This window comes from Protofrankia sp. CiP1_Cm_nod4 (assembly GCF_982290645.1).
Map to the genome: position 1 here is coordinate 1,676 of NZ_CEVIVC010000104.1, position 15,978 is coordinate 17,653.

The 15,978-nt window shown below is 69.2% G+C and carries 14 protein-coding genes and 1 pseudogene; 2 read left to right on the forward strand and 13 right to left on the reverse strand.

All coding sequences use genetic code 11. The annotated features are described in order from the left end of the window. The 5 genes from fxsT to AC5LSR_RS17650 form a co-directional block, all read right to left on the reverse strand. A partial coding sequence (fxsT, locus tag AC5LSR_RS17630) for an FxSxx-COOH system tetratricopeptide repeat protein (RefSeq protein ID WP_493468693.1) occupies positions 1–2,221 on the reverse strand: 2,221 nt, incomplete at its 3' end. 472 nt (positions 2,222–2,693) lie between these two features. After that, positions 2,694–3,341, reverse strand: coding sequence for a fasciclin domain-containing protein (locus AC5LSR_RS17635; protein ID WP_250291881.1), 648 nt, complete (start codon positions 3,339–3,341; stop codon positions 2,694–2,696). A gap of 170 nt (positions 3,342–3,511) precedes the next feature. Then, positions 3,512–5,356 (reverse strand): molybdopterin-dependent oxidoreductase, encoded by a 1,845-nt coding sequence (locus tag AC5LSR_RS17640; protein WP_493468694.1) that lies wholly within the window; start codon positions 5,354–5,356, stop codon positions 3,512–3,514. A 231-nt stretch (positions 5,357–5,587) separates the two neighbouring features. Then, entirely contained in the window at positions 5,588–6,337 is a 750-nt protein-coding gene (locus tag AC5LSR_RS17645; RefSeq protein ID WP_250285237.1) for an anti-sigma factor, read from the reverse strand. Then, positions 6,334–6,948, reverse strand: coding sequence for a sigma-70 family RNA polymerase sigma factor (locus AC5LSR_RS17650; protein WP_493464652.1), 615 nt, complete (start codon positions 6,946–6,948; stop codon positions 6,334–6,336). The genes AC5LSR_RS17645 and AC5LSR_RS17650 overlap by 4 nt, the downstream gene beginning before the upstream one ends. A gap of 182 nt (positions 6,949–7,130) precedes the next feature. Between AC5LSR_RS17650 and AC5LSR_RS17655 the strand changes: the two genes are divergently transcribed. Together AC5LSR_RS17655 and AC5LSR_RS17660 are read left to right on the forward strand one after the other, a co-directional pair. Continuing rightward, the gene (locus AC5LSR_RS17655) at positions 7,131–7,460 is read left to right on the forward strand and encodes a GNAT family N-acetyltransferase (RefSeq protein ID WP_445548450.1); all 330 of its coding nucleotides are present in this window, start codon (positions 7,131–7,133) and stop codon (positions 7,458–7,460) included. Between the two features lie 103 nt (positions 7,461–7,563). Then, on the forward strand, positions 7,564–8,388 hold the full coding sequence (locus AC5LSR_RS17660) for an alpha/beta fold hydrolase (RefSeq protein WP_250285240.1): 825 nt from the start codon (positions 7,564–7,566) through the stop codon (positions 8,386–8,388). Positions 8,389–8,444: 56 nt separating this feature from the next. On the opposite strand, the gene AC5LSR_RS17665 is transcribed toward AC5LSR_RS17660, so the two are convergent. The 8 genes and pseudogenes from AC5LSR_RS17665 to AC5LSR_RS17700 form a co-directional block, all read right to left on the reverse strand. Next, the gene (locus AC5LSR_RS17665; protein ID WP_250291876.1) at positions 8,445–9,671 is read right to left on the reverse strand and encodes a cytochrome P450; all 1,227 of its coding nucleotides are present in this window, start codon (positions 9,669–9,671) and stop codon (positions 8,445–8,447) included. Further along, positions 9,668–10,114: a PaaI family thioesterase gene (locus AC5LSR_RS17670; RefSeq protein ID WP_250285242.1), complete on the reverse strand. Its 447-nt coding sequence runs from the start codon at positions 10,112–10,114 to the stop codon at positions 9,668–9,670. The genes AC5LSR_RS17665 and AC5LSR_RS17670 overlap by 4 nt, the downstream gene beginning before the upstream one ends. A 72-nt stretch (positions 10,115–10,186) precedes the next feature. Continuing rightward, on the reverse strand, positions 10,187–11,926 hold the full coding sequence (locus tag AC5LSR_RS17675) for a fatty acyl-AMP ligase (protein ID WP_250285243.1): 1,740 nt from the start codon (positions 11,924–11,926) through the stop codon (positions 10,187–10,189). A gap of 58 nt (positions 11,927–11,984) precedes the next feature. Continuing rightward, the gene (locus AC5LSR_RS17680) at positions 11,985–13,262 is read right to left on the reverse strand and encodes a cytochrome P450 (RefSeq protein WP_250285244.1); all 1,278 of its coding nucleotides are present in this window, start codon (positions 13,260–13,262) and stop codon (positions 11,985–11,987) included. After that, positions 13,259–14,161, reverse strand: coding sequence for a class I SAM-dependent methyltransferase (locus AC5LSR_RS17685; protein WP_250285245.1), 903 nt, complete (start codon positions 14,159–14,161; stop codon positions 13,259–13,261). Before AC5LSR_RS17685 ends, AC5LSR_RS17680 begins: the two co-directional genes overlap by 4 nt. Before the next feature lie 2 nt (positions 14,162–14,163). After that, the gene (locus tag AC5LSR_RS17690; RefSeq protein WP_250285246.1) at positions 14,164–14,421 is read right to left on the reverse strand and encodes an acyl carrier protein; all 258 of its coding nucleotides are present in this window, start codon (positions 14,419–14,421) and stop codon (positions 14,164–14,166) included. Between the two features lie 12 nt (positions 14,422–14,433). Then, positions 14,434–15,438, reverse strand: coding sequence for an acyl-CoA desaturase (locus AC5LSR_RS17695; protein ID WP_250285247.1), 1,005 nt, complete (start codon positions 15,436–15,438; stop codon positions 14,434–14,436). 289 nt (positions 15,439–15,727) lie between these two features. After that, positions 15,728–15,978: pseudogene (locus AC5LSR_RS17700) on the reverse strand (ParA family protein); the annotation flags it as partial.

Sequence of the window (15,978 nt, forward strand, 5' to 3'; positions counted from 1 at the left end):
CCTCGAACATGCTCCGGGCTTCGGCGTAGTCGCCCTGTACCCGTACCGTGAACGCTAGTTCGTGTATGGCGGTGATCGTGTGCGGATGGTCCTTGCCGAGGATGTGGCGCGACTGGGTGAGTACGTTCTCGAACCTGGTCCGGGCTTCGTCGTAGTGGCCCTGCATCCGTACTGTGAACGCGATGTTGCGTGCGGCGGTGATCGTGTCCTGATCGTCCTTGCCGAGGATGCGGCGGCGTCGGATGAGCACGTCGTTGAACATGATTAGGGCCTCGGCGTAGTTACCCTGCGCTCGTACTGTGCGCGCGAGACTGCCCAGGGCCGCGATCGTGTGCAGATGATCATCGCCGAGAGTGGACGACCAGCGGGTGTGAGCGTCGAGTCCCAGGCTGTGGCTGCCCGGGTAGTCGCCGCGTGCCCGCAGGTAGCGGACCAGGCGAATGATCATACTGCGGCTGTCCGGGTGATCGTCCTCCACGAGGCCGGTCGCGACGGCATGGGGGTGGATGCGGGCGTAGCGGGGCCAGCTGTCAGGACGGTTCCGGTGCGGCGGATGCCCGGCGGCCAGCAGCCGGTGCACGGCCGTACGCAACCGGGGCCGCAGCGCGGCGGGTGTGTCGTCGCGGAGCACGGCCTGCATCAGCCGGTGCATGACCACCGTGCCGTCGACATGCCGGACGACCGCCAGCCGCGCCAGCCGGCCGGCGGTCTCCGGCAGCCGTACCTGATCGGCCGCTACCTCCCGTAACGGATCGGGCAACAACTCGGCGGTCTCGGGACGGACGAGATCAGCCGGGATCGGTTCCGGGCCGAAGTGCGCCCACAGCCGGGCCAGCATCACCACCGCCGGGTCGTCCACACGGTGCAGTGCGACCGTCCACGTTGCCGCGACTGGCTGCACACCGTCCGGCGCACCCTTGGTCAGGAGCACCCGCCGGGGTCCGCTGGCCCCGTCCGGCGACCCGTCCGGCCCTTTCCTGGCCGTGTGCGTCCGTAGCTGGTCGACAAGAAGATCGGCATACTTCGCGGGTGCCATCCCGGTTTCCGCCAGCCACGCCCCGGCCTGTTCCAGCGCCAGTGGCAGGTCCCCGACCACGGCGGCGATCCGTGCCGCGTCCACCTCGCTGATCGTGGGGACGCGGGAGCGTAGCAGCCCGACCGCTTCCGGCCGGGGCAGCACGTCGACCTCCACGGTGCTGGCCAGCCGGGACCACTGGCTGTCCCGTGACGTGATCAGAACATGGCCGTGGCTGAACTCCGCCGCTTTCAGCACACCGAACGGATCGGCCGGCTCGGCGGCGTTGTCCAGGATCAACAGCCAGTTCTGGTAACGGGAGCTGTGGCGCAGCAGTTCCAGCGCCGCCCGTGCGGATTCCTCCGCCTGCCCGGCCACCCCCACCTTCAGCCGCTGCGCCAGCGCGGCCAGCGCGTCGACGACCAGTTCCCGTTTCTCCGCCGGCACCCACCACACCACGTCGTAGGCATGGAAGTGCCGGTAGGCGTATTCCACCGCCAGCTGGGTCTTCCCGACCCCGCCCAGGCCGTGCACCGCCTGTGGCCGCACCGCCTGTGGCCGCACCGCCTGTGGCCGCACCGCCTGTGGCCGCACCGTCGTCACCCGCTGATCGAGCAGGCGGGCGCGCAACTGCGACAGTTCCTCCTCCCGTCCGGTGAAGTGCGGATTCCGCGGCCATGCCAGTGACAGCACCCGCGGCCCCGGAAAACGCGGGCCGCTGTCCTCCTCGGCTGTCGGACCTGGGAACGGTGGTGTCACCGACGGGCGCGCACTACCGGTCAGTGCCGCGTCGACCGTTGCCGCCAGCCGGGCCGTCGCCGTCGCCTCGTCGATCTCGAACAGGTCCGTACAGACGATCTTACTGAAGGGCTCCGGTGGGGTGAAGTCGACTACCCGCAGCGGCAGCAGGCGTCGGTTCCGCCCCAGTGGATCCGACCTCCATGCTGCCTGCCACTGTGCCGTACACATCTTCGAGGCAACATATTTCGGTGACAGCATCGCCACTGTACGTTTCGACCGCGCCATAGCCGCCAGCATCCGCTCCGGCAAGTGCATTCCCGGGACCACGTCCCACGCCCGCAACATCACCCGGTGCCCGGCGTCCTCCAGACGCGAGGCCACCCACTTCGCCCAGTCCTCGTCGGCCCGCGTGTACGAAACGAAGAAATCCCACTCGGACCCGTCATCGCCCCCGTCACCGGTCACACCGACAGGATTTCACCGCAAACCGCTGTCGGCCACTGTCCGGCCACTGCCCGGGCACTGTCCGGCAGCGGACGATGGCGGGAACGGGTCGGGCCGCGGTGGGCCGGATGGCGGCGGAGCATGTGTCGGCGTGGCGGGCGTTCCCGCGCTTTCCGGCGATCCCAGTAACGGCCCGGGAGGTGGGCAGTAACGGCCCGGGAGGTGGGATTACCTCCCGGGCCGTTACTGGGAAACGTCACGATCATAAAGACGCGGCCCGGCTATCCGGTTCCGGACGATCCCCCTTCCATGTCCCGGAAGGCCGGCCGGAGCCCCCGTGAGGGCGGTCGGACACCGAGGCGCCGTCGAGCGGCGGTAGCCGGTCCTGCGATCGATGCCTGCGCGGCGTCGGCCGGATCACGCCGGCGCGTACGCGGGCCCGCGGGCCGGGCACCCACGGGCGGGCACCTACGGGCCGGGTACCTACGGCCGGTCAGGATGTGGGTGTCAGGACGCTGTCGATGATGTAGACGGTGGCGTTGGCGGTCTGGACGTTGCCGCACACCACGTTCGCGGTGTCGTTGACCTTGAACGACTCGCCGGAGCCGGACGTGGTCAGCCTGCCCTTCTCCAGGGTGGCGAAGGAGCCGTTGACGAGGTCGGCGGGAGCGGCCTTCTGCCCGACGACGTGGTAGGTGAGAATCTTGGTGAGCATGGCCTTGTCGTTGAGGATCGCGTTGAGCTGGGCTGTTGGGATCTTGGCGAAGGCGTCGTTGGTGGGCGCGAAGACGGTGATGCCCTGCGCGTTGTTGAGGGTGTCGACCAGGCCGGCCTTCTCCACCGCGGTCACCAGGGTGGACAACACCGGATTGTGGGAGGCGGCGGTGGCGACCGGGTCGCTGGCCATGCCGCTGAAGCTGCCCGCGCCGCTCGTGGGCACGGCGGAGCAGGCGGCGCCGAACGGCTGGGCCATGACCGACTCGCCGGGGGCCGTCGGCAGCGCGGCCGCGGAGGACGCGGGCGCGCTGGCCGCGGAGTCGGTGGGCGTGTCGTCACCACCGCAGGCGGTCAGTGCCAGCGGCAGGATGACGACGGCGGCAGCGGCGGTAACACAGCGGGTGATGCGGGTGAAAGCGGTCATCGTGACTCCGGTGTCAGGATTGGGCCCGTGGACCAGTCCTTGACGCGGACGGTCCCTGACTGGATGACGAGCCCTTGGTCGGCTGAGAGGTGGGCCGGTGCCCCGTGCGGTGCGGACACCGGCCACGGCGGTCCGCCCGATACGGGGCGGCAGCGGGGCAGCGGCGAGGGCTAGGTCACGCTGACCACCACCGAATGCCAGCCGGTCGCGCCGTCGGGTATGGTGCCGGCGCGCCGGTCGGTCTGGGTGTAGCCGGTCCGGTCGGTGGCGCGGACCTCGAGGGCGTGGCTGCCGGGGGTGGCGGGCCATTCCCACAGCCACTGCCGCCAGGTGTCGGCGGTGTCCTGCGCGGCGAGTGTCGCGGCGTGCCACGCGCCGCCGTCGACCCGGACCTCGACCCGGTCGATCCCCTTGTGCTGGGCCCAGGCCACGCCCGCCACCGGGACCGTGCCCGCCGTGAGGGAGGCGAAGGGCTTCGGGGTGTCGATACGCGACTCGGTCTTGATCGGTGCCTGGCTGGACCAGGAACGTCTGACCCAGTAGGCGTCGTACGCGTCGAACGTGGTCAGTTCGAGGTCGGTGACCCACTTGCAGGCGGAGACGTAGCCGTACAGCCCGGGTACGACCATGCGGACGGGGAAGCCGTGGGCGAACGGGAGCGGTTCGCCGTTCATGCCGAGGGCGAGCATCGCGTCGCGGCCGTCCAGCACGGCTTCCACCGGAGTACCGATGGTCATGCCGTCCACCGAGCGGGACACCAGCTGGTCGGCGGGGCCACCGTGCGACGGCGGGCGCACGCCGGTCTCCCGCAGCAGGTCGGCGAGGCGCACGCCGATCCAGCGGGCGTTGCCCACGTACGGTCCGCCGACCTCGTTGGACACGCAGGTCAGGGTGATGTCGCGTTCGATCAGCTCGCGTTCCAGCAGGTCCTGGAAACTCAGGCGCATCTCGTTGCGCACGCCCCTGCCGTGCAGGCGCAGCCGCCAGGTGCTGGCGTCGACACGCGGGACGACCAGGGCGGTGTCGACCCGGTAGAACGAGGCGTTCGGCGTCAGGAACGGCCCCAGCCCCGGCAGCCGCAGGTCGGCGCCGGAGGGAACCGCGGCAGCCGGTGCGTGGGGCCGCGGCAGGCGGACGGCGGTGCGTGACGCCACAGCTCGGGTGCCGCTCGATGCGTTCAACGACAGTCCCAGCGCTCCCGCCCCGGCGGACGCCGCGGCCGCCGCGGTCGCCGCGAGGACGAATCCCCGCCGGTCGAACGCGGCTGCTGGCCGCGCCGGCGTGGCTGTGGGCACAGGCCGCGCCGGCGCGGCCGTGGGCGCGGGCCGCGCCGGCGTGGCCGTGGGCGCGGGCCGCGCCGGGGTGGCTGTGGGCACGGGCCGCGCCGGGGTGGCTGTGGGCGCTGGCGTGACCGCTGGTACGGGCGGTGTGGGCTCCGGTTGCGTGGGATCTGGTCGCGCGGATACCGAATGATCATCGTGGGCAACGGCGTTTCCGGAGTCCGGGAGGCCCGCCGGAGGGGTGGTCAGCCGACGGATGAGCATGCTCAGAACCACGGCTGCGATGAGCGCACCGGCCACGGACGGCAGCGGATCGAGCGTTTCCGCATCCGGGCGGGATGCGGCGGCGACGGCTCCGACCACGCCGAACAGCAGGATGCCGAGCACACCGGCCGTCCGGTACCGCAGGGCTGTCAGGCCGATCGCGATCGCGAACAGCGCGAGAACCGCCAGGATGCCCAGTTGCAGCACCAGTTTGTCGTTGGTGCCGAAGTGCCGGACGGCGAAGTCCTTCAGTGCCGGCGGAGCCAGGTCGATCGCCGCCCCACCGACGGCGATGACCGGGCCAGCCTGCGGCCTGACCGCGGCAGCGGCCAGTTCCGCCCCCGCAAGGGCGGCGAATCCGGCGATCAGCCCACCGAGCCCGGCAAGGACCAGCCGCACCAGTCGCGCTGGTCGCGGAAGGCCGTCCGCGCCGCTCTCCACCGCCATCGTCTCGTCGACCACAACTGTCATTCGGTGCGATCGCCGCCGTGGCTTGGTCGGGCTCGGCCGCTTTTCCGTTTTTCTTTCCGCGTCTTTTCCGCGCCGCCCGTGGCGGCCGGTGACCAGCGGCTGTCTCCTGACAGCACGTCACCGCGGGCCATCGGACGGGCAACGCGGCGGCCGGCGGCCGGCGGCCGGCGGCCGAACACGCGGTCCGGCTGTTACGGGTGAGCGTGGAAGAAGCCCGGGGTCAAAGAGAAGTCAGAGCGAAAGCAGGGCCAGCGGCGCGCTGGTGGGGCTGGGGGAGCCGCCCCGGGGCTCCGCCGTCACGCCGACCCCGTCCGCCCCCTGCGTCTGACCGGTCAGGAGCAGCGCGCCCGAGGAACGGCCGGTCTTCACGAGCCCCGCGGGCACCATCGTCCCGTTCCGGCTGTACCACAGCTGGTAGACCCGCCCGTCGGCAAGCGCCGGCAGATCGTGGTAGACGAACGCGGCCTGGCCGAACCGCGGGGAGACCACGACGGTGCCACCGCCCCCGCCCCGCAGGACGGTGGCACGGATCGTGGCGTCCGGCGCTGTCATCAGCGCGCTCAGCGCCACCGCCTGTTGCTCGACCTGGGCGGTGTGGGCACGCTGCCGGTCGGCCTCGTGCCGGGCGTCGACGGCCAGACCTCCGCTGATCACAGCCAGCAGCAGGCATGCGGCGGCCACCAGGTGCGGCAGCCGCCGCCACCGCAGCCGGCGGGCCGGCAGCGCCACCGGGGTTCCGCGCCCGGTCGGCGGAAGCTGCCTGGTCTCGGCCACCGCCGCCATCACCCGGGAACGCAGGGCGGCTGGGGGGGCCTCCGCCACCGCCAGCGCGAGCCGGGCCGCGGTCTCCCGCAGTTCCCGCACCTCCTGGGCGCACGCCTGACACGCCGCCAGGTGGTGGGCGAACTGTTCCGCTTCCTCCGCCGGCAGCGCACCCAGGGCGTAGGCGCCGGTCAACGTGTGCAGGTCGGCGGTGGTCATACGGACACCCCCAGGCAGTCACGGAGCCGGATCAGCCCGTCGCGCAGCCGGGTCTTGACCGTCCCCAGCGGCGCGCCCAGCAGGTCGGCGGTCTCCCGGTAGGTGTAGCCGCGGTAGTAGGCGAGTATCACCGACTCCCGCTGCAGATCGGTCAGCCGTTCCAGGCAGCGTCGCACCTGGGCGCGCTCCAGACGGTGCTCGACCTGCTCGCTGACCTCGTCGAACGCCGGGCCGCGACCACGCGCCCCGGCCCGGTGCTCGCGGTCCGCCGCCGCCTGCGCCGAGCGCACCCGGTCCACCGCGCGGCGGTGCGCCAACGTCATGATCCACGCCATGGCGCTGCCCTGCCGGGCATCGAAGCGGGCCGCGCAGCGCCACACCTCGATGAGCACCTCCTGGGTGACCTCCTCCGACTGGGCCGGATCCCGTACCAGCGTGCGCACCAGGCCCATGACCGGCCCGGCCACCGCGGCGTAGAGACTCTCGAACGCCTGTTGATCGCCACGTGCGACGCGGCCGAGCAACGACTCCAGGACACCGGGAGACGGCGCCGGGGGCTGGTCGCCGTATGCCGCGACGCGCATGGACACCTCCAACTGTGACACTGTCACCAGTGCTTCGGCGCCGGGCCCCTCCCGGATTGCTCGAGACAGGCATTGTCACAGACAGGCGCACTGCTCGGCCCGCTGGCGGTGGTGCTCCCGCCCCCTGAACGAACTGTTCGGCACCGGATGGCACCCGACTTGTTCCTGAAAATCGTGACTCACCGTAAATATGAAGGTACTCTTCCGCCATCTGGGCGTGTCGGGAGCCGTCGGTTCAGAAAGCCAGGACCGGTGTCGAGGTGACCTGGTTCATCGCCCAGCCCCACTGGTGCCGCGGGCTCGCGACGGGAACCGCGCACATCTCGCTCCGGTTCGCCTGCGGGCCCCCGGCCGTCGATCAGGTGCTCTCTGGCATCGACGGCGACAACATTTCGTCGATCCGGGTAGACGAAAAGATCGGCACGACCTGTCATATCGCACCGAGTCCCTGCACGGCAAAGACCAGGATGTCTATGCCGTCGCTCGACCCGCACATCGCTGCCGCGGTCGTGTTGCGCGGCTCTCCCGTACCGGTGTGAAGAGCTGAATTAGCCTGTTGGTCATCGTGTGGTCTCATTGTGTGGCAGGCATGTCTATTACGCTGACGTCCGGTTGTTGGTCGCCGGCGGGGACGAGGGCAGCGTGCCTACTATCGATGTCAGTGGTGTGACGATTTCCTACAGTGATACCGGGGTGCCGGCGGGGCTGCCGGACGCGCCGACCATTGTGTTCGGGCACGGCCTGTTGTTCGGTGGCTGGATGTTTCGCGCACAGATCGCGGCCCTGCGTGAGCGCTATCGCTGTGTGGCGGTCGACTGGCGTGGGCAGGGCGATACCCCGGCCGCCGCCGGCGGCTATGACATGGACACCCTCACCGGTGACGCGGTCGCGCTGATCCGGGAGCTCGGGGTCGCGCCGGTGCACTGGGTGGGGCTGTCCATGGGTGGTTTTGTCGGGCAGCGCATCGCGGCCCGCCATGGTGAGCTGTTGCGTTCGCTGACACTGCTGGACACCAGCGCCGGGGCCGAGGAGCGGAGCAAAGCCCGCGAGTACAAGCTGCTGGCGTTGCTGCTGCGTCTGTTCGGTATCAGACCGATTCTGGGAAAGGTCAGCCCGCACATGTTCGGCCCCGCCTTCCTCGCCGACGCGGCCAGCGCGGCCACGATCGACGAGTGGGCCGGCCGGCTCAGCGGCAACAAGCGCGCCGCCATACGCAAGGCGGTGCTCGGGGTGGTCAGCCGCGCGTCGGTGGAGCGGGAGATCACCGGTATCACGGTGCCCACACTTGTCGTCGTCGGTGCCGACGACAGGGCCGCCCCGGTGGAGAAATCGGAGCGCATCACCGCCCGCATTCCAGGGGCCCAGCTGCGGATCGTCGCGAGCTGCGGGCACAGCAGCACCCTGGAACAGCCCGCGGCGATCACCAGCCTGCTGGAGAAGTTCCTTGCCACGGCCGACCGGGCCTGACCGGGCCTGACCGGGCCTGACCGGGCCACCCACCGCCCGTATCAGGCGGAATTCACCTACCGTACAACTATCGACAGTTCCGCCGGACCGCGTACGTTGATCCGGCCGTTCCAGCGGACCTCCTCGACCGTGGCCGAGGGGAAGCGCCGGACGAACCGGGTGAAGGTGACCCGGGCTTCCAGCCGGGCCAGTGCCGCGCCGAGACAGTGGTGTATACCGGCGCCGAACGAGACGTTCTGGTGCGCGTTCGGCCGGTCCAGCCGGAGCTTGTCGGCGTCCGCCCCCCAGAACCGCGGATCCCGGTTGGCCGCGGCCAGGGCGGCCACCACCCACGCGCCGGCCGGGATCTCCTCGCCGTGTACGGCGAGGGGCTCGACGGTTATCCGCCGCATCAGGTGTACCGGGGTGTCGTAGCGGAGGATCTCCTCCACGGCGTTGGCGGCGAGCCCGGGCTCCTCCCGCAGCAGCCGCAGCTGGTCGGGATGGCGCAGGAGCGCGAGAATCCCGCCCGCGAGCAGGTTCATCGTGCTTTCGTGGCCCGCGATGTAGAGGAACATGACCTGGGCGACCAGTTCGTCCCCGCTGAGCACGTCGCCGTCGTGCTCGGCGGCGATAAGCGCGCTGATCAGGTCGTCGCCGGGATTGTCCCGTTTCCAGTCGGTCATGTCGCCGACGATTCCCGTCAGCTCGCGGTTGGCCGACCGGATCTCGGCCTGCAGGGCCGGGTCGGCGAGCGGCTCGAGCGCGCGCACCAGCGTTCCGGTGAGCTCACGGATACGGGTGTGCTCCACCACCGGGATGCCCAGCATCTCCGAGATCACGCTGAAGGGGAGCGGGAAGGTGAGTTCGGCGACGAGGTCCGCGCGGCCCGCATCCGCGACCCGGTCCAACGCCTGGTCGACAAGCGCCGCGATCCGCGGTTCCAGCGCGTCGACGGCACGTCGGGTGAAGGCCTTGGAGACAAGGCGGCGAAGCCTCGTGTGGTTCGGCGGGTCCTGGTCGAGGATGGCCAGCCCGCACATCAGCCGGTTCTCCTTGCCGAGCGTGCGGGAGTCGCTCTTCCACCGCGGCAGGCGTGTCAGGTGCCGCTCGTCGACGGAGTGCCCGGATCTCTGCAGTTTCGACACGTCCTCGTACCTGGACAGGATCCAGAAGCCGAGCGGATGCTCGTGGGCGGGCGCGGTGTCACGCAGTTCCGCGTAGTGGGGATAGGGATCGTCGCTGAAACCGCCGGCGAACGGGTTGAAGACGAACGCTTCCTCGGAGCTTCCTCGTGTCGTCATGATCTGGCCGCCCTGATATTGCGCATGGTCACGAAAGCGGTGGCGCAGAGTGTCTCGTCGGCCCTGTCGGCCGAATAGACCTCGGCCGCGGCGACGGTCATGACAGGGCCCGCCTTGACGACCCGGCCACGCGCGACGATTTTCTCCCCCTTCGCCGGGGCCAGGATCTTGACGGTGTAGTCGATGGTCATGTTCACCCATCCGGGTGGCAGCAGCGTGCCGGCCGCGCAGCCACCGGCGAAGTCCGCCAGCGCGCCGAGCACACCGCCCTGGACGAAGCCGTCGTGCTGCGTGAGCTCCTCCCGGTACGGCTGAATGATCTCGACGTCCCCCGGCGCTATCCGGCCGAAGGTGAAACCCAGGTGCCGCGCGGCCGGCATGTTCAGGACGGTATCCCGCACGAACCGTTCGAAGGCGGGGTTCGGCGTTTCCAGCACTGCCATGTCCAGGGTTCTCCCCGCTGGTCGACGAGTTCTTCGGGAGAGTTCTTCAGGTGCGTCCTTCGGGCGAATCCTTCAGGCGGCCGACGGTGCCGACGGTGCTGATGGTGCCGCCGGTGCCCAGGCCTCGAAACCGTTCTCCAGATAGCGCTTTCTGGCGGCAGCCCGCATGATCTTGCCGCTGCTGGTCTTCCGCAGCCGGCCCGGCAGGGTCAGCACCAGATCGCCCAGGGAAAGGTCGTGCTCCCGTACCACCGCCGCCCGGATCGACGCGGCGACGTCCCGCGCGTCCGCCTTCCGCCGTTGGTCGCCCCTGATTTCCTGCACGACGACGAGTTTCTCCCCGTCGGGGCCGGGAACCGAGAACGCGGCACACCCGCCGGATCTCAGCGCGGCGTGTGACGACTGGACGGTGTGTTCGATGTCCTGCGGATAGTAGTTCCGCCCCCGAATGATCACAAGGTCCTTCAGCCTGCCCACCACGTACAGTTCGCCGTCGACCACCAGGCCGAGATCGCCGGTGCGCAGGTAGGTACGGCCGGGCTCGCCGTCACATTCGGCCCGGAACGTGTCGGCGGTGGCCTGCGGGCGCCGCCAGTAGCCCTGTGCCACGTGCTCCCCGGCGACCCAGATCTCTCCCACCTGGTTCGCCGGGCACGGGCATTTCGTTTCAGGGTCCACGATCCGGAGCGTTTCCTCCGGAAGAAGAAGCCCGGAGCCCGCGAGGCTCCGGCCGCGGCCGTCGGCGGCCTCGGCATAGCGTCTGTCAGCGAGCGCGTCGACGTCCGCCTCGATGGTGCGCGGGCCGCGGCCCTTCTGGCTGCCGGTCACCAGCAGAGTCGCCTCGGCCAGCCCGTAGCACGGGTAGAGCGCCCGCTCACTGAAACCGAAGGGCGCGAAGGCCTCGGCGAACCGGCGCAGCGTTTCGGGCCGGATGGGCTCGGCGCCGTTGAACGCGACCTTCCAGCAGCTCAGGTCAAGCTCTGGAATGTCCCCTCTGGCGGCCCGCGTGACGCAGGCGTCGAACGCGAAGTTCGGCCCGCCGCTGGTGTGGGCACGGTACCGGGAAACAGCCGACAGCCACAGCAGCGGCCAGCGGATGAACGCCATCGGCGACATGAGGATGCTGGTCGCCCCGATCCAGAGGGGCTGCAGGACGTTCCCGATCAGCCCCTGGTCGTGGAAGAGCGGCGCCCAGCCGACGAACGTCGAGTCCCGGTCATGGCCGAATGCCCGACGTATCATCTCCTGGTTCGCGGCAAGGTTACCGTGGGAGACCACGACCCCTTTCGGGTCGGATGTGGAACCCGACGTGTACTGCAGGAAGGCGATGGAGCCCGCCGAGCAGGGCGACGGGTCGAAACCCGTCTCCGCCATGTCGGTGATCCGGTCGACCGGAAGCCAGTGCGGGACCGCGTGGACCGGCTCCAGCGCGGATCGGGTGTTCTCGACCATGTAGTTGACGGTGAGTACCGCGGCAGGCTCACAGTCCCGCACGATGCGCAGCGTCGTGTCCTGCACCTGCTGCTTGCGCGGCGGGTTGACGGGTACCGCGACGACCTGCGCATAGAGACATCCGAAATACGCGACGATGAAATCCAGGCCCGGTGGGAAAACCAGCAGTGCCCGGTCGCCGGCACCGCAGTGCCGGCCCAGCCAGCCGGCCACGGCGAGCGCTCGCGCATGCAGCTCGCCATACGTCAGGACTTCTTTTTCCTTCTCGTACTCGTCCAGGAAGACATACGCTCTGCCGGTCGGCTCGAGGGCGGCGCGGCCGCGCAGGACATCCGGGAGCAAAATTTTCTGCCGCGTCATTTTTCTTCCCCTGTCCGCGAGCGGATCCCGATCGGGCTCACCCCGGCGTCCCGGCGATTCAGACGATGCTCCTCGGCGCGACCGGGAGACTTGTCAGGCCGCGGACGATGAAACTGTGCTCCTGCCACTGGAGCTGCTCTGTCAGCAACTCCAGGCGTTCAGCGCGTCGGTACAGGTGTTCGAAGGTAACCTCCGCCTGCAGCCGGGCCAGCAGCCCGCCCAGGCAGCCGTGCATTCCGTGGCCGAAGGCGAGATGCCCCTTGGCGTCACGGGTGATGTCGAACTCGTCCGGCTGCGCGAACACCGCGGGATCGCGGTTCGCGGCGCCGAGACACAGCAGAACCTGGTCGCCTTCCCGCACCCGTTTCCCGTCGATGTCGACCTCGCGTGTCGCGAGACGTTTGGTCATCTGCAGCGGGCTGTCGTAGCGCAGCGCCTCCTCGACGGCCGCTGGCGCGAGCTCCGGGCGGCGGCGCAGGAGAGCGTCCTGCGCCGGATGCTGGAGCAGCGCGAGCAGGCCGTTCCCGATCAGGGATTTCGTGGTCTCGTTGCCGGCGACAAAGCACATGATGCACACGAAGACGAGCTCTTCGTCGCTGAGCCTGTCGCCGCCGGCGGTCCGCGCGGCGAGCAGCTGGCTTATCAGGTCGTCGCCCGGCCAGGACCGGCGCTCGGCAATCACCTCGTCCAGGGCCCGCGCGAACATTTCGACGACATCGCACACCCGGGTGAAGTCCGCGGCCTTCATCAGCCCCGGCTCGAGCAGGAAACGGATGTCATGCGTCCACTGGCCGACGTGTGCGCGCAGATCCCCTGGGAGCGCCATCCAGTCGCACAGGACCGTGACCGGCAGGGGCGCGGCGAAGTCGGTGACGGCGTCCATGCCACCGTCGTCCCAGGCCCGCTGTATCAGCTGTTCGACAGCCCGCGAGACACGGGGACGGAGCCTGTCGATTTCCTGCGCCGTGAACACCCGGTTCACCAGCCCGCGCAGCCGGGCGTGGTCCGGGTTGTCGGTGAAGACGAGCGACTTCCTGCCCAGCCGCCCGATGAGCGCCACGTTGTCCTGCTGCGACAGCCGGCTCGCCTGCCGGCTGATCAGCTCGGGTATGAGCCCGGCGCTGAAGGTACGGTCGCGCAGGACGCCCTGTACGTCGGTATACCGCGTGAGCACCCACATGCCCAGTGCCCGGTGAACGGGCTGGGTGTCGCGAAGCTGCCGGTAGAGCGGGTAGGGGGAACGCCGGAACTCGGCGCTGAAGGGGTTGAAACGGACTGCCGCCGGCGCCGGCCCGATGGTGCTGGCAGCCGCCGCGCCGGGTGTCTCCACCGTCATCCCGCCCGCCCCCCACGGCTGTCGAAGTATCCGCTCCGGAAAGGCTGAAGAACGATTCTGAACAGGCAGATCTTTCCCATCCGGAAGCCGAGGGCGGACAGCTTCAGATAGCGCTCGTACCGGGCGACCACCTCCGGCCCGACGATCTGGACGGCCTCGTCGCGGTGCCGGCGCAGCCGGCGGGCCCACTCCTCGCACGTCCAGGCGTAGTCGAGCCGCCCGTTGCTCACCGACCGGACCTCGAAAACTCCCTCGGCCGCGGCTGTGATCTCCGCGAGTGTCGGCAGGTCGGCTTCGGGAAATATCTCCTGCTGGATGAACCCGCTCGCGTCCGCGCGGGACATGTTCGCGTATGCGATCGTCTGCAGCGACAGCACACCGTCCCGGTTCAGCCAGCCGCGGCAGCGGGTGAAGAACTCCCGGTACAGGCCGATCTTCTCGGTGGGGGAGTCCGTGGGCCGGGCGAAATGCTCGAACGCGCCGATGGATATGATCCCGTCGAAGGACGCGTCCGGCTCGTAGTGCAGCCAGTTCTCCGTACGCACCTCCACACCCGGATATCCCTGGGAGCGGACGAAGGACGCCTGCTCCTCGCTGAGGGTGAGACCGACGGACCGCTGGACCCGGTGTTCCTCCGCCAGCCGCCGCAGGACGGCACCCCAGCCGCAGCCGATGTCCAGCACGCTGCGGGCCCTCTCGGCCCGGACCGCGTCCAGGTGAAACCGCAGCTTCCGGTCCTGCGCGTTTTCCAGGGTGTCGTCCGGGCCTTCCCGGAGCGCGCACGAATAGGTCAGCGAACGGTCCAGCCAGAGGCTGTAGAACGCGTTCCCGACGTCGTAGTGGTGACGGATGGCGGCCGCCGCCCCGGTCGTCCGGCCGATGTCGGCTGATGCGGTCATGACTATGCCACGCGCTGCTGGCTCTGCTCGTACAGATATCCGGCGACCGCGTTGATGCTCGGGTTCTCGAACAACGCCTCGGGTGCCAGTTCGACACCGTAGCGTTCCTCGACCTCGATCAGCAGGGAGACGGCGAGGGCGGAGTCGACGCCCAGCCGGTCGAAGTCCGCGTCCGGATCCACCGCGTCCACCGGTACCTCGAGGAGATGCGCGACGTACTGCTGGCACCAGTCGGCAATCGATTCCTTGCTCGGCTTCAACGTGCTCGCTCCTTATGCCGCGGTGCTGGGGGCTGGCTTGCCGTTACCGGATATACGACTTGCTTTCATCCGCTCTTCGGACGGGCGCTTGACATCCCATACGAGACCGCCGAGAGAAAGCATTTTTATGAGCCAGTAACCCGGGTCGAGACGGTACCAGCTCAACCCGAAAGAAGACGAGTCGGGGAAGGCGTGATGGTTGTTGTGCCACGACTCGCCAAAGGTCAGCAGAGCGAAGATCCCGCCGTTCCTGCTGTTCTCCCTGGACTCGTACGGGTGGGTGCCGAACATGTGCAGGAAGGAGTTGATCGCCCAGATGATGTGTTCCAGGACGAACATCCGCACCAGACCGCCCCAGAAGAGGCCGCTGACCGCCCCGGCCCAGCTCAGGTAGACGAGGCCGCCGACGAGCGCGGGGATTGCGAGCCCGAGCGCGACCCAGTAGTAGTAGAGGCGGGCGACCCGGACCAGCGCGCGATTCCTGATCAGATCCGGCGCGTAGTGGACGACGTTCGGGTACTCATGGCGGCGCATCCACAGGAAATGGGAGTGGGCCAGGCCGCGTAGCCGGCCCTTCAGGCCACCGCCGGCGAGGTTCGGGGAGTGGGGGTCGCCCTCCCGGTCACTGCACTCGTGGTGCCGCCGGTGCAGAGCGACCCAGGACACCACGCCGCCCTGCCCGGCCATCGAGCCGAGGACCGCGAGCACGGCCGCGACGGACGGCGCGGCCTTGAAGGCGCGGTGCGTGAACAGCCGGTGATAACCGACGGTGACGCCCAGCCCGGTCACGATCCACATCGAGAAGAGCAGGGCGAGTTCGGTGACGCCGATCGGATGTACCGTGAGGAACGCGAGCGCGGCGACAGTACCGACGATCGGCAGGACGTCGAACAGCAGAAAATGACGACGCTGCAGGCGGTGCAGATAAGGACTGCTGATCGTCTTCCTGCGAGGAGCGGATCCGACGGTCCCGAAATCGGACTCGGGCACATGGGTCGCGGGCCGTACGCCGACCATTCTCGACCGCCCCTCCTGGGTGCTGGACCTGGGTTTCTTGAGCCGGGCCTCCCCGAATCGTAAGCTGCCGCGACCGGACACGACAGGTGTACGGGAACCGCCGATCGCAGGATTGGAATTCGCTATCGGAGGACCGTCAGCACCGAACCCGTGAGACGATCCGGCCGCTTGGAGCGTGGTCCGCCCTGATGGATCCCAAACAGGTCGGGCATGCTGGGAGGGCCGGCGGAAACCGGTGGGAGCATGCTGCTTCCCGGGTGCGCCAGGTATCGGGCTCAGGGTATCGTGCTCAGGCCTCCAGCGGCACCGACTCCAGCCGCTGTAGAAGTTCTTCGGCGAGCGATCGGAAGTCACGGTGGCATCGGCTGACGAGCGTCTGCGTACTGCCGAGCGCGCCGTCCGCGGCCCGCAGATCGAACATCGGTTTACGGGCGTCATGCGAGAGCGGCATCAGGCTCTGGTAGTTGCGTAGCGTTGCAATTTCATATGATTTTAGATTTATGTTTGCCGGCGGTTCATCCAGCACGTCCGACGCGAAGA

Coding starts and splice junctions, on each gene's coding strand:
- AC5LSR_RS17645 (WP_250285237.1), bottom strand. CDS start 6,337: ATGACCACCGCCGACCTGCACACGTTGACCGGCGCCTACGCCCTGGGT.
- AC5LSR_RS17635 (WP_250291881.1), bottom strand. CDS start 3,341: ATGACCGCTTTCACCCGCATCACCCGCTGTGTTACCGCCGCTGCCGCC.
- AC5LSR_RS17680 (WP_250285244.1), bottom strand. CDS start 13,262: ATGACGGTGGAGACACCCGGCGCGGCGGCTGCCAGCACCATCGGGCCG.
- AC5LSR_RS17640 (WP_493468694.1), bottom strand. CDS start 5,356: ATGACAGTTGTGGTCGACGAGACGATGGCGGTGGAGAGCGGCGCGGAC.
- AC5LSR_RS17685 (WP_250285245.1), bottom strand. CDS start 14,161: ATGACCGCATCAGCCGACATCGGCCGGACGACCGGGGCGGCGGCCGCC.
- AC5LSR_RS17670 (WP_250285242.1), bottom strand. CDS start 10,114: ATGGCAGTGCTGGAAACGCCGAACCCCGCCTTCGAACGGTTCGTGCGG.
- AC5LSR_RS17675 (WP_250285243.1), bottom strand. CDS start 11,926: ATGACGCGGCAGAAAATTTTGCTCCCGGATGTCCTGCGCGGCCGCGCC.
- AC5LSR_RS17695 (WP_250285247.1), bottom strand. CDS start 15,438: ATGGTCGGCGTACGGCCCGCGACCCATGTGCCCGAGTCCGATTTCGGG.
- AC5LSR_RS17665 (WP_250291876.1), bottom strand. CDS start 9,671: ATGACGACACGAGGAAGCTCCGAGGAAGCGTTCGTCTTCAACCCGTTC.